General features: G+C 62.3%; 18 protein-coding genes, 2 tRNA genes and 1 rRNA gene. 9 read left to right on the forward strand and 12 right to left on the reverse strand.

The features are described 5' to 3' along the window. Positions 1-18 precede the first annotated feature (18 nt). A complete protein-coding gene (locus tag CUJ91_RS05995; protein ID WP_006052883.1) occupies positions 19-477 on the forward strand; it encodes a MaoC family dehydratase in 459 nt (152 codons plus the stop codon). Continuing rightward, entirely contained in the window at positions 474-953 is a 480-nt protein-coding gene (locus CUJ91_RS06000; RefSeq protein ID WP_114156027.1) for a MaoC family dehydratase, read from the forward strand. Before CUJ91_RS05995 ends, CUJ91_RS06000 begins: the two co-directional genes overlap by 4 nt. Positions 954-1,073: 120 nt before the next feature. Here CUJ91_RS06000 and CUJ91_RS06005 read toward each other — a convergent pair whose 3' ends face one another. The 6 genes from CUJ91_RS06005 to CUJ91_RS06030 all read right to left on the reverse strand — a co-directional run bounded on the left by CUJ91_RS06005 (position 1,074) and on the right by CUJ91_RS06030 (position 7,499). Continuing rightward, a complete protein-coding gene (locus CUJ91_RS06005; RefSeq protein WP_114156028.1) occupies positions 1,074-1,775 on the reverse strand; it encodes a glutathione binding-like protein in 702 nt (233 codons plus the stop codon). Between the two features lie 158 nt (positions 1,776-1,933). Beyond that, positions 1,934-3,193: an acyl-CoA dehydrogenase family protein gene (locus CUJ91_RS06010; RefSeq protein WP_107710124.1), complete on the reverse strand. Its 1,260-nt coding sequence runs from the start codon at positions 3,191-3,193 to the stop codon at positions 1,934-1,936. Positions 3,194-3,303: 110 nt separating this feature from the next. Continuing rightward, positions 3,304-4,410 carry a phosphotransferase gene (locus CUJ91_RS06015; RefSeq protein ID WP_114156029.1) on the reverse strand — a complete coding sequence of 369 codons (1,107 nt, stop codon included), beginning with the start codon at positions 4,408-4,410 and terminating at the stop codon, positions 3,304-3,306. A gap of 20 nt (positions 4,411-4,430) precedes the next feature. Continuing rightward, entirely contained in the window at positions 4,431-5,147 is a 717-nt protein-coding gene (locus CUJ91_RS06020; RefSeq protein ID WP_006052878.1) for a histidine phosphatase family protein, read from the reverse strand. Between the two features lie 10 nt (positions 5,148-5,157). Further along, complete coding sequence (locus CUJ91_RS06025) at positions 5,158-5,946, reverse strand: oxepin-CoA hydrolase, alternative type (RefSeq protein WP_107710122.1); 789 nt, start codon at positions 5,944-5,946, stop codon at positions 5,158-5,160. Further along, the gene (locus CUJ91_RS06030; RefSeq protein ID WP_114156691.1) at positions 5,943-7,499 is read right to left on the reverse strand and encodes a 3-hydroxyacyl-CoA dehydrogenase; all 1,557 of its coding nucleotides are present in this window, start codon (positions 7,497-7,499) and stop codon (positions 5,943-5,945) included. The genes CUJ91_RS06025 and CUJ91_RS06030 overlap by 4 nt, the downstream gene beginning before the upstream one ends. 125 nt (positions 7,500-7,624) lie before the next feature. Between CUJ91_RS06030 and CUJ91_RS06035 the strand changes: the two genes are divergently transcribed. Continuing rightward, on the forward strand, positions 7,625-8,272 hold the full coding sequence (locus tag CUJ91_RS06035) for a glutathione S-transferase family protein (RefSeq protein WP_029969770.1): 648 nt from the start codon (positions 7,625-7,627) through the stop codon (positions 8,270-8,272). Positions 8,273-8,417: 145 nt separating this feature from the next. Here the strand turns inward: CUJ91_RS06035 and CUJ91_RS06040 are convergent, their stop codons facing one another. Both CUJ91_RS06040 and CUJ91_RS06045 read right to left on the reverse strand, forming a co-directional pair. Beyond that, positions 8,418-9,590 (reverse strand): pyridoxal phosphate-dependent aminotransferase, encoded by a 1,173-nt coding sequence (locus tag CUJ91_RS06040; RefSeq protein WP_029969769.1) that lies wholly within the window; start codon positions 9,588-9,590, stop codon positions 8,418-8,420. Between the two features lie 122 nt (positions 9,591-9,712). Then, positions 9,713-10,240 carry a putative toxin-antitoxin system toxin component, PIN family gene (locus tag CUJ91_RS06045; RefSeq protein WP_114156030.1) on the reverse strand — a complete coding sequence of 176 codons (528 nt, stop codon included), beginning with the start codon at positions 10,238-10,240 and terminating at the stop codon, positions 9,713-9,715. A gap of 57 nt (positions 10,241-10,297) precedes the next feature. Between CUJ91_RS06045 and yaaA the strand changes: the two genes are divergently transcribed. Together yaaA and CUJ91_RS06055 are read left to right on the forward strand one after the other, a co-directional pair. Continuing rightward, positions 10,298-11,080 carry a peroxide stress protein YaaA gene (gene yaaA / locus CUJ91_RS06050; protein ID WP_053857826.1) on the forward strand — a complete coding sequence of 261 codons (783 nt, stop codon included), beginning with the start codon at positions 10,298-10,300 and terminating at the stop codon, positions 11,078-11,080. Between the two features lie 50 nt (positions 11,081-11,130). Beyond that, positions 11,131-12,294, forward strand: a complete 1,164-nt coding sequence (locus CUJ91_RS06055) for a M14 family metallopeptidase (protein WP_006052871.1) — start codon at positions 11,131-11,133, stop codon at positions 12,292-12,294. Between the two features lie 207 nt (positions 12,295-12,501). Here the strand turns inward: CUJ91_RS06055 and CUJ91_RS06060 are convergent, their stop codons facing one another. The 4 genes from CUJ91_RS06060 to CUJ91_RS06075 form a co-directional block, all read right to left on the reverse strand. Continuing rightward, positions 12,502-13,131, reverse strand: coding sequence for a BspC domain-containing protein (locus CUJ91_RS06060; RefSeq protein ID WP_029969766.1), 630 nt, complete (start codon positions 13,129-13,131; stop codon positions 12,502-12,504). Positions 13,132-13,333: 202 nt separating this feature from the next. Next, positions 13,334-14,008 (reverse strand): energy-coupling factor ABC transporter permease, encoded by a 675-nt coding sequence (locus tag CUJ91_RS06065; RefSeq protein ID WP_029969765.1) that lies wholly within the window; start codon positions 14,006-14,008, stop codon positions 13,334-13,336. A gap of 107 nt (positions 14,009-14,115) precedes the next feature. After that, on the reverse strand, positions 14,116-14,997 hold the full coding sequence (locus tag CUJ91_RS06070) for a response regulator transcription factor (protein ID WP_114156031.1): 882 nt from the start codon (positions 14,995-14,997) through the stop codon (positions 14,116-14,118). A 205-nt stretch (positions 14,998-15,202) separates the two neighbouring features. Further along, complete coding sequence (locus tag CUJ91_RS06075) at positions 15,203-16,417, reverse strand: DUF2863 family protein (RefSeq protein ID WP_006052867.1); 1,215 nt, start codon at positions 16,415-16,417, stop codon at positions 15,203-15,205. A 268-nt stretch (positions 16,418-16,685) separates the two neighbouring features. On the opposite strand from CUJ91_RS06075, the gene CUJ91_RS06080 reads away from it, so the two are divergent. The 4 genes from CUJ91_RS06080 to CUJ91_RS06095 all read left to right on the forward strand — a co-directional run bounded on the left by CUJ91_RS06080 (position 16,686) and on the right by CUJ91_RS06095 (position 20,089). Further along, positions 16,686-17,801, forward strand: a complete 1,116-nt coding sequence (locus tag CUJ91_RS06080) for an AI-2E family transporter (RefSeq protein WP_244230994.1) — start codon at positions 16,686-16,688, stop codon at positions 17,799-17,801. Between the two features lie 474 nt (positions 17,802-18,275). Continuing rightward, positions 18,276-19,808 (forward strand): 16S ribosomal RNA (locus CUJ91_RS06085). A gap of 72 nt (positions 19,809-19,880) precedes the next feature. Continuing rightward, positions 19,881-19,957 (forward strand) — tRNA-Ile (locus tag CUJ91_RS06090). A gap of 56 nt (positions 19,958-20,013) precedes the next feature. Further along, positions 20,014-20,089: transfer RNA gene (locus CUJ91_RS06095), tRNA-Ala, on the forward strand. Positions 20,090-20,099: the final 10 nt, after the last annotated feature.

Here is a 20,099-nt window from a genome sequence, read left to right on the forward strand (position 1 = left end):
CAGCCAGGAGATAAAGAGATGGGTCTGAGTTACGAGGACATGACGGTCGGCTCCACGACCGAAATCGGCAAGCACACTTTCACGCGTGAGGAAATCGTCGAGTTCGCGCAGAAGTTCGACCCGCAACCGTTCCATGTCGACGAAGCCGCCGCCGAAGCGTCCGCATTTCGCGGATTGGTGGCGAGCGGCTGGCACACCTGTTCGGTCATGATGGGCATGCTGGTGCGCAATGCGTTGGCGGGCTCCACGTCGATGGGCTCGCCTGGCATCGACGAAATACGCTGGCTGAAGCCGGTTCGCGTCGGCGACACGATCACCATGACGAACTCGGTGCTCGACAAGCGCGTGTCGGAGAGCAAGCCGGATCGCGGCATCGTGTCCACGCAATGGGCGGGCATCAATCAGCATGGCGAGACGGTGATCACGGTGCGCTCCAAAGGCCTGTTCGGCTTGCGCAATCCGGGCGCTTCATCATGACTGCGCCGAGCGCATCGCCCGCTGCCGTGTTCCGCGATCGTGCGGCGCTGCGTGCGCTCGTCGGCGGAGCGGCGCTTGTCAGCGACTGGGTGACGATCGACCAGCCGAGTGTCGATCGTTTCGCCGAGGCCACCGGCGACCAGCAGTGGATCCACGTCGACCCGGAGCGCGCGCGGCGTGAGTCGCCATTCGGCGGTGCGATTGCGCACGGTTTCATGACGCTTTCGCTGATTCCGGCGCTGCTGCAAAAAACGGTACGGCTCGAGCAACGCATGGCCGTGAACTATGGATTGAACCGCGTGCGGTTCACGTCGCCGGTATTGGTGGGCTCGCAATTGCGCGCGCAGTTCGCCGTTGCGTCCGTCGCCGATGTCGACAATGCGGGCGTGCAAGTGATATGGAATGTGGCCGTGGAGCGGCAGGGCGCTGACCGGCCAGTGTGTATCGCCGAGTTCATCACGCGCCACTATTTCTGAGCGCTTGACGGGCCGCTTCGAAAGCACACGGCGCGGGCGGCATGCGAGCCGCCTCGCGCCCTCTGCGCGAAAGAAAAGCGCGCAAGGCGGACGGCACGAGGCACACGCCGCAGCTACGTCCTAATGCTTCGCGTACTGCGTCGCGCCGAACAGCACCTCTTTAGCCTTGTCGTCCATCAGCGGTTTGCGTGCGGACGCGAGCACTTCGACACCACGCATAACCGCCGGACGTGCGGCGATCTCTTCATGCCATCGCTTCACGTTCGGAAACGCGTCGAGTTCGACGCCCTGGTTCTGCCACGAACGCGTCCACGGAAACGATGCGATGTCGGCAATCGTATAGTCGTTCCCGGCGAGATATTGCGTCTTGCCGAGCTGCTTATCCATCACGCCATACAGGCGCCGCGTTTCGTTCGTGTAGCGGTTGATCGCGTATTCGATCGGCTCAGGCGCGTAGATGCGAAAGTGGTGCGTCTGCCCGAGCATGGGGCCGAGTCCGCCCATCTGAAACATCAGCCATTGCAGCACTGAATAACGGGCAGCCGGATCGGTCGGCAGAAAGCGGCCGGTTTTTTCGGCGAGGTAAATCAGTATCGCGCCCGATTCGAACAACGCGAACGGTTTGCCGTCCGCGCTTTGTGGGCCTTCGGAATCCGTAATGGCCGGAATCTTGTTATTCGGACTGATCTGCAAAAATTCGGCGCTGAACTGATCGCCGGCGCCGATGTTGATTGCGTGCACGTTGTACTCGAGGCCCGTCTCCTCGAGCATGATATGGACCTTGTGGCCGTTCGGGGTCGCCCAGCTATAGACGTCGATCATCCTCGCTCCTTTTCGTTTATGACAGCGGCGCCACCGGGGCGCCGCGCTTCGCGAAAATTAGAGCATAGATCGCACGATGCTGCTGGCGACAGCCCAAGACTGTCGCGGTCAAAACGCCGCCGCCAGCGGAGCATAAAACGTTTCCCGCACGCAAGACATCAAACGCGCGTAACCGGCGTCTCGACGCGAGCCGCCGCGCCCGGCTCCATATAACGCGCGAGTTCGAGCTTGGCAATCGCGTTGCGATGCACTTCGTCGGGACCGTCGGCGAAACGCAGCGTTCGGGCCGACGCATAAGCGTACGCGAGCGGGAAGTCATCGCTGATGCCGCCGGCGCCGTGCGCCTGGATCGCCCAGTCGATCACCTGACACGCCATGTTAGGCGCGACCACCTTGATCATCGCAATTTCGCCGCGCGCGCTCTTGTTGCCCACCGTGTCCATCATGTACGCGGTTTTGAGCGTGAGCAGGCGCGCCTGTTCGATCATGCAGCGCGCTTCTGCGATGCGCTCCTGCGTCACGCCTTGCATCGCCACGGGCTTGCCGAAGGCGACGCGTTGCAGCGATCGTTTGCACATCAATTCGAGCGCGCGCTCCGCGAGGCCGATGAGACGCATGCAATGGTGGATGCGTCCGGGTCCGAGGCGGCCTTGCGCAATCTCGAAGCCGCGGCCTTCGCCGAGCAGCATGTTGGCCGCCGGCACGCGCACGTTCTCGAGCGTGATTTCCATGTGGCCGTGCGGCGCGTCGTCGTAGCCGAAAACGGAAAGCGGACGGCGCACCGTGATGCCGGTGGCGTCGGCGGGAACGAGGATCATTGACTGCTGTTGATGGCGCGGCGCATCGGGATCGGTCTTGCCCATCACGATGTAGATCTTGCAACGCGGATCGCCCGCGCCCGACGACCACCACTTGTGCCCGTTGATCACGTAATAGTCGCCATCGCGCACGATGCTGGTCTGGATATTCGTGGCATCCGACGAAGCGACTTCCGGCTCCGTCATCAGAAATGCCGAACGAATGTGCCCTTGCAAAAGCGGTTCGAGCCATTCGCGCTTGTTCTCTTCGCTGCCGTAGCGCTCGATGGTTTCCATGTTGCCCGTGTCGGGCGCATTGCAATTGAACACCTCGGGCGCCCAGGGCACGCGGCCCATGATTTCGCACAGCGGAGCGTATTCGAGGTTGCTGAGCCCGGCGCCGCGCACCGAGTCGGGCAGGAACAGGTTCCACAACCCGGCGTCGCGCGCTTTCTGCTTGAGTTCTTCGATCAGTTGCGTCGGCTGCCACGCGTTGCCGTCTTGCCGGTTTTGCGCGATCTCCGCGTAGAACGCGTGCTCGTTCGGATAAATGTGCTCGTCGAAAAAGGCGAGCAGCTTTTCGCGCAGCGCCTGAACCTTCGGGGTGTAATCGAAATTCATCTATGACCTCGCGGATAACGGACGACATTCAATGTGGGCGTTGCCTGAAGTGCAAGCATGCAAGCGCGCGAGCATGCCCGCGTGATGAAGCGCGGCAGCCGCGCCGGTCATCAGCGCACTTTCTGCGCGTAACGCCAGGCGAGCTCGGCCATCGGTCTCGCGCGACGGCCTGCGTCGAGAGCTTGTGCGCTCGCCGCCGTGCCATCGACGACACGCTTCATGATTCCCTGCAAAATCGCGGCGATACGGAACATGTTGTAGGCGAGGTAAAAATTCCAGTCGCCGCGAATCTCAAAGCCGGTACGTTTGCAATAGCGCTCGACGTACTGCTGCTCGTCGGGAATGCCCAGCGCTGCCCAGTCGAGACCCGCGATGCCGCGAAACTGCGCGGGATCGACGTGCCACGCCATGCAGTGATAGGCGAAGTCCGCGAGCGGATCGCCGAGCGTCGACAACTCCCAGTCGAGCACGGCAAGCACTTTCGGTTCCTTGCGGTCGAAGATCAGGTTATCGAGCCGGTAATCGCCATGCACGATCGACGCCCGTTGCCCCGTCTCGGCTGGCATATGCTGCGGCAGCCATTCGATCAGACGCTGCATCGCGTCGATGGGTTCGGTTTCGGACGCGACATACTGCTTGCTCCAGCGGCCGATCTGACGCGCGAAGTAGTTGCCCGGCTTGCCGTAGTCCGAAAGGCCGACGCTATCCGGCTCGACACTGTGAAGCGCCGCGATCACGCGATTCATTTCGTCGTAGATCGCGGCTCGTTCATCGGCGCTCATGCCGGGCAGCGACTGATCCCATAACACGCGGCCTTCGACGAACTCCATCACGTAAAAGGCCCGGCCGATCACGCTTTCGTCCTCGCATAACGCGAGCATGCGGGCGACGGGCACGTCCGTGTCGGCAAGCGCATGCATCACGCGATATTCGCGCTCGACGGCATGCGCGGACGGCAGCAATTTCGCCGCAGGTCCGGGCTTCGCGCGCATGACATAAGCACGCGAGCGCGTGACCAGTTTGAACGTTGGGTTCGACTGGCCGCCGGCGAACTGTTCGACCGTGAGCGGCCCCGAAAAACCGTCGACGTGTAGCGCGAGCCACGCGGTGAGCGCGTCGCCGTCAAAACGCTGACGCTCGTTGACGGGACGCGTGCCCTCGAAGGCCGAGTAATCCGCTTGCTGTTCCGGCTCGCCGCTGTGTGACGCTTGCGCCATGTGTCTCCTCCGGTTCGGTTTCAGCTACGCGTGGATTGGATGAATTGTGCGTAGAGAATTTCCATCGTCGTATTGCGGATGTCGCGATGCAGCGGCGACGGCGGCGAATAGTTGATTGCACGCAGCACCCAGTCGCGTGGTGCGGTGCCTACGTCGAGCGCATTGATGCAGCCGGTGGCCTGCGCGAGATGCCCGAAGAACGTGCGGCCGCCCGCGGTGAGCGCATGCGACAGAATCGCGCGATTGACGCCGCCGTGCAGCACCAGCAACACCGTGTCCCACGAACTGTCTTCGCGCAACGCGGCGACCGCGGGCACGACGCGATCGAACAACTCGCCGATGGTCTCGCCATCGAGAAAGCGCGTGCTTTCCGGCACGATACCGTCGAACACGCCGAGAAACGCCGCTTCGAGGTCTTGCAGCGGAATCTGCCGCAGCTTGCCGCCGCGAATCTCCTGCCAGGCCGGCTCGATCTCCAGTTCGATCTGCTGACCGGTCTCGGCGAGCACGCGCTGCGCGGTTTCGATCGTGCGCGGCAAGCCGCTGACGATCACGCGATCGAAGCGCACCTGCTGCTCAGCGAACACGCGGCCCGCCGCGCTCGCCTGTTCGCGGCCGTTGGCGTTCAACGGCACCGTTTCAGGATCGATCGTGCGGCCGGAGTCGTCGAAGTACGTCACGTCGCCGTGACGCATCAGGTAAATGCGGCGGCGCTTGGGTAGCTGATAGGCGGCCATGATTCCTTGTTCACTTGTACACGGGAGCGCGTTTTTCGAGGAACGCGGAAATGCCCTCGAGCCCCTCGCGATGATGCAGCGAAGCGACGAAGTTATCGCGCTCCGCAACCAGATGCGTGGAAAGCGGCTGCGTGCCGGCCGCGCACACCAGCGTCTTGATGCGCGCGACCGAATTGGGCGAGATCTTGCCGAGTTCGTCGGCCCACGCAACGGCGGCGTCGCGCGCGGTGCCCGGCTTCGTCAGCTTGTTGACGACGCCCACTTCGTGCAAACGCGCGGCGCCGATCGGCTTGCCTTCGATCAGGACTTCCGTTGCGAGTTGGCGAGGCAGGGCCTGCGCGAGGAACCACGAGCCGCCGCCGTCGGGCGTGAGGCCGACGCGTGCATACGACATCACGAATTTGGCGTCTTCCCCAGCGACGATCAGATCGCACGCGAGCGCGAGCGAAAAGCCGGCGCCGGCAGCGGCGCCGTCGACGGCGGCAATGATCGGTTTCGACGAAAACCGCAGCGCCGAAATCCACTCGGCAAGCAGGTCGATGCTTTGTGCCTGCACGGAAGGATCTTTCGCGCGATTTTCGAGCAGGCGATTCAGATTGCCGCCCGCGCAAAAAAAGTTGTCCGCGCCCGCGATCACGACGGCGCGAATCGACGGATCGCGTTCCACCGAATCGAGTGCTTCGATTCCGGCCGCGTACATGTCGGGATGCAGCGCGTTGCGAGCGCCGGGATTGGACAGCGTGAGGACCAGCGTCGATTCGCTTTCGGGCGGGCGCGAGGTCAGCAGTTCGGCGCTCATGATTGTGTCTCCGTGGGGTTGTCGGCGGCGTCGCATTGCGTGAGCGACATGCCGAGTTGCGCGCGGCGCGCGAGCCACGGCGATGACCGGTAGCGCGGATCGCCGAGCACGTCGTACATGTTGCGCAGAATGGTGAGGATGGTTGCCGCGCCGAGCGCGTCGCCGAGTGCGAGCGGGCCGCGCGGATAGCCGAGGCCGAGCGTCACGGCGAGGTCGATGTCTTGCGGCGTCGCGATCTGTTTCTGCGCGATGTCGCAGCCGATGTTGACGATCGTGGCCACCACGCGTTGCGCGACGAAACCGGTCGAGTCGCGGATCACGGTGACGGGCACGCCGTCGGCGGCAAAGAGCGCGTGGCCCGCATCGCGCGCGGCGCGTGTGGTCGCGGGCGTGGTCATCAGCGTGCGGCGTTGCGCGCCGACGAGCGGAAAGAGCGCGTCGATCGCGACGACGCGGCTCGCGTCGAGCGTTTCGTCCACGGCGGCCGTGCTTGCGTCGTGGCCGAACGGCGTGACGACGATCAGCGAGTCGGCGGCGGGCGTCGCGCCTTCGTCGAGTTTCACGCCCGCCTTGCTGATGAGTTCCACGACGGCATCGTAGGCTTCTGGGTAACGCTTGCTGACCCACACGCTGCCTGGCAGCGCCGCGGGCGCGGGCGCCTCCGCGGGCACCTGCTGTTTGCCGTCTTCGTAGCGATAAAACCCTTCGCCCGTCTTGCGGCCCAGCAGTCCGCCCGCGAGCCGCGTGCCGGTGATGGGCGAGGGCGTGAAGCGCGGCTCTTCATAGAACTGATGGTAGATCGACTCCATCACCGGATGCGAGACGTCGAGCGCGGTCAGGTCGAGCAGCTCGAACGGGCCGAGACGAAAGCCCGCTTGCTCGCGCATGATCCTGTCGATGTCGACGAAGCTCGCCACGCCTTCGCCGGCCACGCGCAGGCCCTCGGTGTTCATGCCGCGGCCCGCGTGATTGACGATGAAGCCCGGCATGTCTTTCGCGCGGACCGGTGTGTGGCCCATACGGCGCGCGAGGTCCATCAACGCGTCGCCCGCCTCGCGGTCGCTGCGCAGGCCGTCGATCACTTCGACGACTTTCATCAGCGGGACCGGATTGAAAAAGTGATAGCCGACCACGCGCGACGGGTCGGTACAGCCCGCGGCAATCGCCGTGATGGACAGCGACGACGTGTTCGACGCGAGCACGCAACGCCCGCTGACCACAGTCTCTAGCTCGCGAAAGAGCGCCTGCTTGACGTCGAGTTTTTCGACGATCGCTTCGATCACGAGATCGCAGTCCACCAGTTCGCTGATCGCATGCGCGGGCTTGACGTTGGTGAGCGCAGCAAGCGAGCGCGCTTCGTCGAGCTTGCCCTTGGCGGTCAGCTTGGCGAACGTCTCGGCGAGGTAGTCGCGCGCGGCGCCGATGGCGGCCGGGTTGGTGTCGTAGAGGCGCACGCTCAGGCCCGCGAGCGCCGCGATCTGCGCAATGCCGCGGCCCATCGCGCCGCTGCCGACAATGCCGATAGTCTCGATGCTGAAGTTGCGAGAGGTCATGATGTTGCTCGACTCCATGGTTATTTTAGAATAGCACGCTCGTGCAATTACTCGATGGTTGCGCGGCGGCCGCCGCCTCTGCTCGGACCGGCGGCTTCACCTACCGAAGCAATGAGGAGACAACGATGATCAAGCTCTGCGGATTCGCGCTTTCCAACTACTACAACAAGGTGAAGTTCGTTCTGCTGGAACACGGCATCGAGTTCGAGGAAGTGTTCGTGCAGCCGAGCCAGGACGAGGCCGTCGTCGCGCATTCGCCGCTTGGCAAAGTGCCTTACCTGCAGACGGAAGACGGCGATCTTTGCGAGTCGCAATGCATTGTCGAATACCTGGCCGCGCGCTTTCCCGACAAGCGGATTTTCTCCGCCGATCCGTGGGAGGCCGCGAAGGAGCGCGAGTTGATCACGTTCGTCGACGTGCATCTGGAGCTGACGGCGCGCAATCTGTACAAGGAAGCGTTTTTCGGCGGCACCGTCAGCGACGCGACCAAGGGCCGCGTCGAGAAGCTGCTTGCGCATCACATCGCGGGCTTCAGGCGGATCGCGAAGTTCGCGCCGTACTTGCGCGGCGAACGGTTCAGTATCGCGGACGCCGCGGGCTTCGTGAGCTTGCCGCTTGTCGGCATGACGACGCAGGCTATTTACGGCCGCGACTTTTTGCTCGATGCCGGCGTGGACTGGAAAAGCTACGTGAAGGCGATCAACGGACGGCCCGCCGCGCAGCGCGTGACCGAGGACCGCAAGGCGTATATCGCGGCGTCGCGTCCGGCTTGACGCAACGTGCCGTGCAATGCGAGGAACGACGTAACGCACAATGCAACGCGCGGCATGAAGCGAGCCGCGCCGCACAACGCACGCATTAGCCGCTACGCGCGATGGCGAGGAACACGGGTTCGTTCGCAGCATCGCGCGCGACATGCTAGAGCCGCGCCAGCCGTTCGAGCGCCGTGGCGAGCGTGCTTTCCTGCTTTGCAAAACAGAAGCGCACCACACCGGACTCGTGCGCCTCGTGATAGAACGCGGAAACCGGAATCGCCGCGACGCCGATCTCGCCGGTCAGCCACTGCGCGAATTCGGCTTCGGGCAGATCGCTGATGGCCGAGTAATCGACGCATTGAAAGTACGTGCCTGTGCAAGGCAGCAGCTTGAAGCGGGAATTCGCGAGACCGGCGCGGAAAAAATCGCGCTTCTTCTGATAGAACGCCGGGAGCTCCAGGTAGGGCGCCGGGTCTTTCATGTAGTCGGCCAGACCGATCTGCATCGGCGTATTCACGGTGAACACGTTGAACTGGTGCACTTTGCGGAATTCCGCTGTCAGCGCCGCGGGCGCCGCCACGTAGCCGACTTTCCAGCCCGTTACGTGATAGGTCTTGCCGAAGCTCGACACGACGAAGCTGCGCTGCGCCAGTTCCGGATAACGGGCGACGCTCTCGTGCGGCGCGCCGTCGTAGACCATGTGCTCGTACACTTCATCGGACAGGATCAGCACGTTGGTGCCGCGCACGATGTCTTGCAGCTTGCGCATGTCGTCGGCGCGCCAGACCGTGCCGGTCGGATTATGCGGCGTGTTGATCAGCAGGAGCCGCGTTTTCGGCGTGATGGCGGCGGCGAGCTTGTCGAAGGGGATCGCGTAGTCCGGCGCGTCGAGCGTGACGAATACCGGCTTGCCGCCGGCCAGTTCGATCGACGGAAGATAGCTGTCATACGTCGGCTCGATCACGATGACTTCGTCGCCAGGATGGACCGTGCATAAGATCGCGGTCAACAGCGCCTGCGTGGCGCCGGCGGTGACGGTGATTTCCGTCGTGGCGTCGTAGCGGCGTCCGTACAGGTTGGCGATCTTCTCGGAGATGGCTGCGCGCAGCGGCGCGGCGCCTGCCATCGGCGGATACTGGTTGTGGCCGTCGCGCATCGCGTTCGCGACCGCATCCACGATGCGCGGATCGCAGCCGAAGTCGGGAAAGCCCTGGCCGAGGTTCACCGCACCTTTCTCGGCGGCGAGTGCGCTCATCACGGTAAAGATCGTGGTGCCGACGTTCGGCAGGCGCGAGGGAAACGAGGGACTCATGGGCGTGTCGTGCGGTGCATTCATGGCGCTGTTCGGCGAAACGGGTGAGTGGGCGAAGGCATCGTTTGAAACCGGCGAAGCCTGATTGTAGGGAATCGCGGCGCCGCGTGCGCGGCTGCTGTGTGCCGACGGCCGCGAGGCCAGGGTTATACCGGGGTTTCCACGGCTGGGGTCGCCGCGTTCGTGGAAGCGCTCGCCGAACCGCCAGGCGCTTCACTTAGCGAAGCTGCGAACGGCGCCGGCTGTGCGATCTGAAAGCCGAAATCGCGCGCGATCCGCTTCGCGAGTTTCAGCACGGCGCGGTCTTTCGAAATCAGCCAGTGCGCTTGCGCTGCGTGCGCGAGTTCGAGGAATTTCTGATCGTCGCGGTCCTTGCATTTCGGCAGCGGCCGCGCGTCTTCCGGCTGCGCTGCGACCTCCACAAGCTGCGCGAGCCGCACGACGACGGCCAGTGCCGCGGACTTGTCCACGTTGCGTTCGACGAATTGCGGATAGTCGAGCACGTAAGTCAGTTCGGCGAGGCAACGGGCGTCGATCAGCGCGGCGAGCGCGCCGCTTTCGAGCGCGGCGCGAATCGGCCGCGTGTGCGGATCGTCGAACACGAGAATGTCGATCCAGACATTGGAATCGAGAACGACGCGCAAAGCGCCGCGTGAGGCATGGGAACCGGGCATTCGTTACAATCTGGCTTTCGTCTTTGACCGCCAGGCACGGCGTGCCTGCAAGCCTCTATGATAATCGTTCTGTCGCCGGCGAAATCGCTCGACTACGACACCCCGCCTCACGTCAAGAAGCACACGATCCCCGATTTCATCGACGATGCCGCGGAATTGATCAGCGGTCTACGCCGTTTGTCGCCGCAACAGATCGCCTCGCTGATGAGCATTTCCGACCAGTTGGCGCACCTCAATCACGAGCGCTACGCGCAGTGGTCGCCGCGCTTCGGCACGGACAACGCGAAGCAGGCCGTGCTCGCGTTCAACGGCGACGTGTACGAGGGCTTCAATGCGAAGACCTTGTCGTCGGCGGATCTGGACTTTGCGCAGAACCATGTGCGCGTGCTTTCGGGACTGTATGGCCTGCTGCGTCCGCTCGATCTGCTGCAGCCGTACCGTCTGGAAATGGGCACGCGCCTCGCCAATCCGCGCGGCAAGGATCTCTACGCGTTCTGGGGCGAGCGCATCACGCAGGCGCTGAACGCGCAGTTGAAGAAGCGCGCCGCGGGTTCGCGGGTTCTCGTGAATTGCGCGTCGGGCGAATATTTCAGGTCGGTCAAGCCGAAGCTGCTGGACGCGCCGGTCATTACGCCGGTGTTCGAAGACTGGAAGGGCGGCCGCTACAAGATCATCAGTTTTCATGCGAAGCGCGCGCGCGGGTTGATGGCGCGCTATGCGGTCGAGAACCGCGTCGACAAGCCTGAACAACTGAAGACGTTCGATTCCGAAGGCTATGCATTCGACGCTAAAGCGTCGAACGATTCCACTTACGTATTCCGCCGCCGCGTCGCTGACTAGGCGGAGCGCCGCCCGACGGAGCGCCGCACAATCATGCAGGGAACCACATCATGAGTTTATCGATTACGAGCAACTTCGACGCAGGCGCGATCGAGGTGCTGTCCTGCGCGACCGCGGGCAATATCCGCTTGCGCGTTCGGCCGGACAGCCACGCGGAGTTCGCGCAGTGGTTCTACTTCCGGCTCTCGGGCGCGGCCGGCGAGCGCTGCGTGATGACTTTCGAAAATGCGGCGGCGTGCGCGTTCGCGGAAGGCTGGCGCGACTACCAGGCCGTGGCCAGCTACGATCGCGTGAACTGGTTTCGCGTGCCGACATCGTATGACGGCCGGGTGCTCACCATCGACCACACGCCGGAGTTCGACCGCATTTACTACGCGTACTTCGAGCCGTATAGCGAGGAGCGCCACGCCGAATTTTTGGGCGCAGTTCAACAGATGCCGCAGGCCACGCTGACCGAACTGGGCACGACCGTCGAAGGCCGGCCGGTTTCCCTGCTCACGCTCGGCACACCGCAAAGCGGCGATATGCTGAAGATGCCGAAGAAAAAGATCTGGCTGATCGCGCGTCAGCATCCGGGCGAGACGATGGCCGAATGGTTTATCGAAGGACTCGTGAAGCGGCTCGTCGGCTGGGGCGATTGGGCGGGCGATCCGGTTGCGCGCAAGCTCTACGATCACGCGGTGTTCCACATCGTGCCGAACATGAATCCGGATGGCAGCGTGCGCGGCAATCTGCGCACCAACGCGGCGGGCGCGAATCTGAATCGCGAGTGGATGGAGCCGGACGCCGCGCGCAGTCCCGAGGTGCTCGTGGTGCGTGACGCGATTCACGCAACCGGCTGCGATCTGTTCTTCGACATTCACGGCGATGAGGCGCTGCCGTATGTTTTCGTGGCCGGCTCCGAGATGCTGCCGGGATTCACCGAGCGGCAACGCGAAGAACAGAAAGCGTTTATCGAAGCCTTCAAGCAGGCGAGCCCTGATTTTCAGGACAAGTACGGCTATGCTGCGAGCAAGTATCGCGAAGATGCGCTCAAGCTCGCTTCGAAATATATCGGCAATGAATTTGGCTGCCTGTCGCTGACGCTCGAGATGCCTTTTAAGGACAACGCCAACTTGCCCGACGAACGCGTGGGCTGGAACGGCGAGCGCAGCGCGTCACTCGGGGCGTCGATGCTGCAAGCGATCTTGCGGCATCTGGAGACGTTCGGCTGATTCGCTGCGCGCAATTGCAATAGAAGGGAAGGGCACACACGGATTGCGTGTGTGCTTTTTTTTATTGGCGGGTCAGGGGGAGTAGGGTGCTGAGTTTGGATTCGCGCGGACGCTCGCGAAGCGTTGGTCGCCATGCTGAATTCGCAGCTACCGTCATACGCGTCGTATCGCCGGCATCGGACGCGCGCTGTCAGATCTTTCTCCGTCCTAGTGTTTCTTCTTCACCGGCGCTTTCTTGCTCGACGATTTACTCGACGTGCTCTTCGACGATTTGGCCGTGCTCTTCTTCGCACTCTTGCCACTTGCCGCCTGCTTGCCCTTGCTTCCGCGATGCTTGCCCGACGTCGCGCGCGACTGCGGCTGCTCCACGCTGCGTGCGCGCGTAGGCGGCACCGGGTCGTTCCAGCTAAACGCGAGCATCTGCGAGCCGACGTAGCCGCAACGGAACTTCAGATCCGCTGCGTCGCCTGCGCCGTTCTGACGGATGCCGAGTCCTTCCACGGTGACGATGTTGTCGACCTTGACACGCTGCTTGCCCTCGTCGAACGAATCGTTCCACGGCGTGATCGACGCGTGTGCGCTGTCGAACGAACTGGGAGGAAACTCGACGTGATCAAAGGCGGTCGACGTGCTCGCGACAAAATTGCCATGCGCTGCGCAATCCGCGACGAGCGGGTCGGCGCGCATTTCATTGACAAATCTGTTGACGAGGTCGTTGTGCTGTTCGAGTTGGTCGGCGAATGCGGGCGCGGTGCAAGCGAGCGAGAGGCTCGCTGCGAAACTTGCCAACCGGCCGACCAGCCGCAGTAATCGGCGCGGTGCGTTGGTGCAATCCATCAAGTTCGTTAGACGCTAATAAGACGTGAGGCACGTAAGATGCCTGGCGGCATGGTTGAGTTCAATCGTGCCGCAACTATTTTTCGACCGCTATTTTGCGGGGCTTTGTTATGCGAGGCGCGCGTTCGCTGGCAACGGCGCGGCAAGCTCACTCGCACGCGAGCCGCACATACGAGCCGCGCGCTACGACCTTGCGTCTCACTCAAGTGCGCGGTCCGCCGAGCCGGTATCGCCGGACATCATAAGTGGTGACCCATGCAGGGCGGTAGACCGCGATCAATGCGGTGGACATCCCCGTGAACCAGGCTTCGCCCGTGGCCAGCAGAAGCACGCTCAGCGCGTAGCCCGCTGGTATCACAGTCGCGGAACCGCCGGCGAGCGCAACGTGAACGCCGAGCGCCGCGGCCGCCGTGAGCGAAACGGCAATAGCCGGCGACAGAAAGCCCTGGCCGAAGATAAACATGAAGAGATTGCGTGGCAGCCACGCAATACTGGCCCGCTGGAGCAACGTGGAAATACCGACCGGCACCGCGCCGAACACGAGAAAAGTCAGCGCGATGCCTTGCCACGGTGCGTCGAAGATGAGACCCGCGAGGCCGGTGACCACCGCCATTGCAAGCAGTGCGAGCGCCCAGTCGAACAGCGTGACGACGAGCGTTGCGCCGAGCAGATGCATGACCGTGCCGTCGTCGAGCCATGCGTTGCTTGCCCAGAGCACCGACACGGCGACGATGATCGCCAGCCACACGTGCTGCAACGTGCCGTCCTGAAGTCGTTTGAAAGGATTTTTCCACAGCGCGAGCGCGACCACTATCGCAGTGGCGATCCAGCCACCGACAGCGATCCAGAATGGAAGCGGTGTGTAGAGGAAACCCATGAGTCTCATATTACTCGTTGGACGACAAAAGGTGTGAGCGGATTCCATGCCAGCCGGTGCACGCGCTGGCAGAAATCGCGCATCACGCTCGCGCGCGGTCCGTCATCTCACGACGAACCTTCGGTGACGGGCTCTGGCGGAAGGTCGGCGGCGGACTCGCCGTCGTCGTATGCCGTGCCGGGCTCGGCTGCCATCGGCAAGGGCGCCGCCGTTTCGTTAGCCGACAACGGGTATTCGAAGCGCTGCAGTGCTGCGCGCCGCAGCGGCACCAGGCCCGCTTGACCCATGACCGGACGGAGCAGGCTCTGTCCTTTATTGCGCAGTACTTGTAAATGGTTCGCCAGCCAGCCGTTGTAAAGCGCGACCGCGGCCGCGCGATTGGGTGCGCCGAGTTGCTGGAATATGCTCGTCAGATGGATCTTGACGGTGCCCTCGCTGATGCCGAGCGTGCGCGCAATCATCTTGTTGGTGCTGCCCATATGGACGCAGCGCATGATCTGCTGCTGGCGAGGCGACAGTCCGTTCGACAACCTGACGCGGCGCGGCGGCGGGCTTTTTTCGTCGAACGGGCGGATTGCCGTGTCTGCCGGCAGCGGCGGCTTGAGCGGCAGCGCGCCGGACGGCACATAGTGCCCGCCGAGCAGCACCATTTCAAAGGCGCGCACGATCAGGCACGGGTCGGTTTCGCGCGGCACCACGCCGCGCACGCCCTCGTCCATGAGTTCGCTCACCGCCTTCGGCGAAATCCTGTCGGTCAGCACCGCGATGCGCAGGTCCGGATAGTGGCTAAGCAGATGCCGCACGTCCTTGACCGACATCCAGTCCTGCCAGTCGATGACGAACAGGTCGGGCCACTGACGCTTGAGCGTGCGTTCGGCCTGGCGCCAGTCTTGTGCTTCGTTAAAGCGCGCGAGCCGGTTGATTTGCCGCAACAGCGCTTTGAGGCCGTCGCGTCGTTCCGCGTCTGAGTTGAGTATCGAGAATCGCATGCATGTCTCCAGATGTGTCGGGCGAATTGGCGCGATGCAGTCGCCTCGCGTTGTGCCAGGCGTTGCGATGCGTCGCCGTCTCTATCATGACAAATTCCCTTCGGTTTGACGGCCTGTCCAAAAGGCATAAGAGGAATGACATATGAAAAAGCCCCGCACAGGGCGAGGCTTTTGATGGACTGCAACGCGCCGGCGGCGCGCTTGCCTAGTGAAAGTGCGGCTGCGCGGGCTCGGCGTCTTCGGGCATTTCGGCGTGAACGATTTCGCCGAGCGGGTCGGCGTAGAGCGGCACGCCGCAGTCATCGCAATATTCAGGCTCGAACCGGCCTGCGTGACGACGCACGTCAGTCACGCCGGTTTCCTTGAGCAGCGCGACGATTTCTTCGAGCGGAGCGTCCGGCGGCGCAGTTTCCTGCGGCTCTTCATCGATGCCTGCTTCTCCGTTTTCGCGGCCGTACAGCGGCCACACGACGCCGTAAATCACCTCGTTGCTGCCGCGGCGCGTGAAGCCGACGCGGTATTCGTCGATGCGGCGCTCGCCGAAGCCGGCAACCACCGCGCGCAGTTCTTGCGGCGCTGCGCCAATTGTGTCGAATAGATAACGCACGGCGGTCCGGACGGTGTGAGGACGCACGCGTTCGTCGGCGTCGCGACATGCGGAGTAGTACGCATCCGGCAACAGACACTCGAATTCGCAGCCCGGCAGCACGAGCGACAGGTTGGCGCCGCCCTGCGTTGCCCATTGCTCGAGACATTGGCCGCGCTCGATCCGGCTGCCGTGTTCCTCTTCCTGCCAGCGAAAGGTCGGCTCGCCGACCGGGGCCGCGACCACCGCCAGGAGGAAGCGCGGGTCGGCAAGAATCGGCGACGTTTCCGGCAATTCGCCGAAGTTGAGTTTGAGATTGCCGCCGGCCATGGCTGCTTGTGCAAGCTGCTGTGCAATGCGCCAGGTTTCGACGTGATGGCGCGGCAACTGGTCGATGCTATACAGGAACGGAGCCATGGCGACGCGCGTGTTGGCCGCGAGCACGTGCGCCTGCAGATGCGCGCGCAGGGCGTCGGCTGCGTCGGCTTTGAGCGGACCCGACGGAATCATGTAGCGCGTCCACGCGAGGATCGGCGCGGCGATCAACAGCGCTTCATACGTCACGCCTTCATGCTCGACGACGAACGACTCGCTGTGCGTTTCGGCCATGTCGGCAAGCGCGCCGTAGGCATCGGGATGATTCTGCTGCAGGTGGTCGAGCGCTGCGTCGAGCGTGGTCTGGTTGGCGTTGCGCACGATCTTGGCCAGCAGTGCATCGAGTTTCGCTTCCCAGAAGCGGTCTTCGGTGCGGCTGCCCGACGCGAAAAGCGCGAGCGAAAGACCGACAAGTTTGTCGGCATCGGGGGGGAGACGTTTGGCGATTCGCGAGCGCATAAATCCGGAAGTTGGGTGCACAGAACCTTATATTCTAGTCGTTTACGCCGCGCCATATTATTCGGGACGCAGCGCGGGATCGATTAGGACGTTTCCGCATGAAAAATCAGACCTGCGCCGTACGTGCGACGTACGTTGTGTTGGGACTTCGTCAAATAATATAAGAGGGCGGGGAAGCGGAAGTCGCTTATATATACTGACCGCTTTTTACGGGCGTCGACGCGCGTCCGTGCTCGCCGCCTCGGTCTGGCGCAACAGGAGATTCATGGTGAAATCGGACCAATTGATTGAACGTCTCGCGGCGGTGTTTGCCCTGATTATCCTGGTGGGCGGCTCGTTGCTGGTTCTCGCGCCTTTTACGACCGCTCTCTTGTGGGGCGCGATTCTCAGCTACAGCTCGTGGGGACTCTACCGGCGACTGACCGCGGCGGTTGGCGGAAGGCGCAAGCTGGCGGCGACGTTGATCGTGCTCATCATCCTGATCGTGGTGCTGGGACCGTTCGTCTACGCCGGGTTTGCGTTTGGCGCGCACGTCCACGACATAGTCGCGCTGGTCCAGAGGTTGTTCGAAGCAGGCTTGCCGGATTTGCCGCCCTGGGTGGCGCGAATTCCCGTGGTCGGTTCGAGCATCCAGAGTTTCTGGGAAAGTCTGACAAGCAGCAATTCCGAACTGATCGCGCAGTTGCGTACGCTTGCGGCGCCGGCCGGCAAGTGGATCCTTGCCGCAGGGATTGCCGTGACTCACGGTCTCGGCCTGCTCGCGTTAAGTATCATATTGGCCTTCTTCTTTTACACCGGAGGAGAGGGCGCCGGCGCGTGGCTGAACGCAGGCATGCGGCGTATCACGGGTGAGCGCGCCGACTATCTGCTGGCGCTGGCGGGCAGCACCGTCAAGGGCGTGGTCTACGGAATTCTGGGCACGGCGCTTGTTCAGGGCATTTTGGCTGGCTTCGGCTGTTGGATCGCTGGTGTGCCGGCGCCTGCATTGTTGGGACTGGCTACGTTTTTTCTCTCGGTAATACCGGGCGGGCCTGTGATCGTATGGCTGCCCGCGGCCATCTGGCTCTATCACGGCGGGGCAACCGGCTGGGCGATTTTCCTGGTTGTGTGGGGCGTGCTCGCTGTGGGCATGTCGGACAATGTGATCAAGCCGATTCTCATCGGCAAGAATAGCGACATGCCGTTGATTCTCGTCATGTTGGGCATTCTCGGCGGCGCATTCGCGTTTGGCTTCCTTGGGGTCTTCATCGGACCGACGCTGCTGGCGGTTGCATACACGGTGCTGCATGACTGGACCATCGGAGCATCCGCTGCGGGCGCATTGAGGCCGGACGCCAAACCGCCTGTTGCGGAAGAAATTGGCCGTATAGAAAAGGCGCCTTGAATAAATGCAGATAACGCTTGCAAGGCGCCAGCCGGCTCGCTAGAATCTCGCTCTTTCGTGCTCCGGACGCCGGGGCACGGGAAGCGGGAGAGCCAATAGCGGCAAGGCTTCCAGCGGTGTTGGCAGGTTCAGGCAGTAGCAAAAACCTGTTGACGGCGCGACGGAAGTTCTTCATAATCTCGCTTCTCTGCTGCTGATGCAGCGACGCAGACGAAGCAGTGCCAGGGTGGTTGAAATGGGCGCTGTGAAGTGTGCGAACCGATCTTTAAAAACTAACAGCCGATAAGTGTGGGCGCTTGATGCGCGACGCGCGCCGGGTTGCGGGGTTTTCTCCGGAGCCGGGCGAGAAGCGAAAGTATCAAGTCTCACACAGTAATGAAAGGAAGGTTTGGTCATCGAGAGATGGTTAAACACTTCGTCAGTACGTTGAGTGAGCGACCGGGTTCGAAAGAGCCCGAAAACAGTAACAGGTTTGAACTGAAGAGTTTGATCCTGGCTCAGATTGAACGCTGGCGGCATGCCTTACACATGCAAGTCGAACGGCAGCACGGGAGCAATCCTGGTGGCGAGTGGCGAACGGGTGAGTAATACATCGGAACGTGTCCTGTAGTGGGGGATAGCCCGGCGAAAGCCGGATTAATACCGCATACGCTCTGCGGAGGAAAGCGGGGGATCCTTCGGGACCTCGCGCTACAGGGGCGGCCGATGGCAGATTAGCTAGTTGGTGGGGTAAAGGCCTACCAAGGCGACGATCTGTAGCTGGTCTGAGAGGACGACCAGCCACACTGGGACTGAGACACGGCCCAGACTCCTACGGGAGGCAGCAGTGGGGAATTTTGGACAATGGGCGCAAGCCTGATCCAGCAATGCCGCGTGTGTGAAGAAGGCCTTCGGGTTGTAAAGCACTTTTGTCCGGAAAGAAAACCGCCTGGCTAATATCCGGGCGGGATGACGGTACCGGAAGAATAAGCACCGGCTAACTACGTGCCAGCAGCCGCGGTAATACGTAGGGTGCAAGCGTTAATCGGAATTACTGGGCGTAAAGCGTGCGCAGGCGGTTCGCTAAGACAGATGTGAAATCCCCGGGCTTAACCTGGGAACTGCATTTGTGACTGGCGGGCTAGAGTATGGCAGAGGGGGGTAGAATTCCACGTGTAGCAGTGAAATGCGTAGAGATGTGGAGGAATACCGATGGCGAAGGCAGCCCCCTGGGCCAATACTGACGCTCATGCACGAAAGCGTGGGGAGCAAACAGGATTAGATACCCTGGTAGTCCACGCCCTAAACGATGTCAACTGGTTGTCGGGCCTTCATTGGCTTGGTAACGTAGCTAACGCGTGAAGTTGACCGCCTGGGGAGTACGGTCGCAAGATTAAAACTCAAAGGAATTGACGGGGACCCGCACAAGCGGTGGATGATGTGGATTAATTCGATGCAACGCGAAAAACCTTACCTACCCTTGACATGTACGGAAGTCCGCTGAGAGGTGGATGTGCCCGAAAGGGAGCCGTAACACAGGTGCTGCATGGCTGTCGTCAGCTCGTGTCGTGAGATGTTGGGTTAAGTCCCGCAACGAGCGCAACCCTTGTCCCTAGTTGCTACGCAAGAGCACTCCAGGGAGACTGCCGGTGACAAACCGGAGGAAGGTGGGGATGACGTCAAGTCCTCATGGCCCTTATGGGTAGGGCTTCACACGTCATACAATGGTCGGAACAGAGGGTCGCCAAGCCGCGAGGTGGAGCCAATCCCAGAAAACCGATCGTAGTCCGGATCGCACTCTGCAACTCGAGTGCGTGAAGCTGGAATCGCTAGTAATCGCGGATCAGCATGCCGCGGTGAATACGTTCCCGGGTCTTGTACACACCGCCCGTCACACCATGGGAGTGGGTTTTACCAGAAGTGGCTAGTCTAACCGCAAGGAGGACGGTCACCACGGTAGGATTCATGACTGGGGTGAAGTCGTAACAAGGTAGCCGTATCGGAAGGTGCGGCTGGATCACCTCCTTTCCAGAGCTGAACGTGTCAAACGTTGAGCGCTCACGCTTATCGGCTGTAGTGAAGAAACGCAGACAGACTCAGGGGTCTGTAGCTCAGTCGGTTAGAGCACCGTCTTGATAAGGCGGGGGTCGATGGTTCGAATCCATCCAGACCCACCATGTCATGTCTGGTGAGCTGATGGACTGAAACCTCTGGTGCTGCTGTGCAGTGACTTGGGGGATTAGCTCAGCTGGGAGAGCACCTGCTTTGCAAGCAGGGGGTCGTCGGTTCGATCCCGTCATCCTCCACCAATCCTCAATG

The organism is Paraburkholderia graminis (assembly GCF_003330785.1).
GTDB classification, from domain to species: Bacteria; Pseudomonadota; Gammaproteobacteria; order Burkholderiales; family Burkholderiaceae; genus Paraburkholderia; species Paraburkholderia graminis.

What these genes read in the sequence shown, in the direction of transcription:
- CUJ91_RS06065 (WP_029969765.1), bottom strand. Translation starts at nt 14,008, where the DNA reads ATGGGTTTCCTCTACACACCGCTTCCATTCTGGATCGCTGTCGGTGGC.
- CUJ91_RS06040 (WP_029969769.1), bottom strand. Translation starts at nt 9,590, where the DNA reads ATGAATGCACCGCACGACACGCCCATGAGTCCCTCGTTTCCCTCGCGC.
- CUJ91_RS06055 (WP_006052871.1), top strand. Translation starts at nt 11,131, where the DNA reads ATGAGTTTATCGATTACGAGCAACTTCGACGCAGGCGCGATCGAGGTG.
- CUJ91_RS06070 (WP_114156031.1), bottom strand. Translation starts at nt 14,997, where the DNA reads ATGCGATTCTCGATACTCAACTCAGACGCGGAACGACGCGACGGCCTC.
- CUJ91_RS06015 (WP_114156029.1), bottom strand. Translation starts at nt 4,410, where the DNA reads ATGGCGCAAGCGTCACACAGCGGCGAGCCGGAACAGCAAGCGGATTAC.
- CUJ91_RS06000 (WP_114156027.1), top strand. Translation starts at nt 474, where the DNA reads ATGACTGCGCCGAGCGCATCGCCCGCTGCCGTGTTCCGCGATCGTGCG.
- CUJ91_RS06025 (WP_107710122.1), bottom strand. Translation starts at nt 5,946, where the DNA reads ATGAGCGCCGAACTGCTGACCTCGCGCCCGCCCGAAAGCGAATCGACG.
- CUJ91_RS06060 (WP_029969766.1), bottom strand. Translation starts at nt 13,131, where the DNA reads ATGGATTGCACCAACGCACCGCGCCGATTACTGCGGCTGGTCGGCCGG.
- CUJ91_RS06045 (WP_114156030.1), bottom strand. Translation starts at nt 10,240, where the DNA reads ATGCCCGGTTCCCATGCCTCACGCGGCGCTTTGCGCGTCGTTCTCGAT.
- CUJ91_RS06030 (WP_114156691.1), bottom strand. Translation starts at nt 7,499, where the DNA reads ATGACCTCTCGCAACTTCAGCATCGAGACTATCGGCATTGTCGGCAGC.
- CUJ91_RS06035 (WP_029969770.1), top strand. Translation starts at nt 7,625, where the DNA reads ATGATCAAGCTCTGCGGATTCGCGCTTTCCAACTACTACAACAAGGTG.
- CUJ91_RS06075 (WP_006052867.1), bottom strand. Translation starts at nt 16,417, where the DNA reads ATGCGCTCGCGAATCGCCAAACGTCTCCCCCCCGATGCCGACAAACTT.
- CUJ91_RS06010 (WP_107710124.1), bottom strand. Translation starts at nt 3,193, where the DNA reads ATGAATTTCGATTACACCCCGAAGGTTCAGGCGCTGCGCGAAAAGCTG.
- CUJ91_RS06020 (WP_006052878.1), bottom strand. Translation starts at nt 5,147, where the DNA reads ATGGCCGCCTATCAGCTACCCAAGCGCCGCCGCATTTACCTGATGCGT.
- yaaA (WP_053857826.1), top strand. Translation starts at nt 10,298, where the DNA reads ATGATAATCGTTCTGTCGCCGGCGAAATCGCTCGACTACGACACCCCG.
- CUJ91_RS06005 (WP_114156028.1), bottom strand. Translation starts at nt 1,775, where the DNA reads ATGATCGACGTCTATAGCTGGGCGACCCCGAACGGCCACAAGGTCCAT.
- CUJ91_RS05995 (WP_006052883.1), top strand. Translation starts at nt 19, where the DNA reads ATGGGTCTGAGTTACGAGGACATGACGGTCGGCTCCACGACCGAAATC.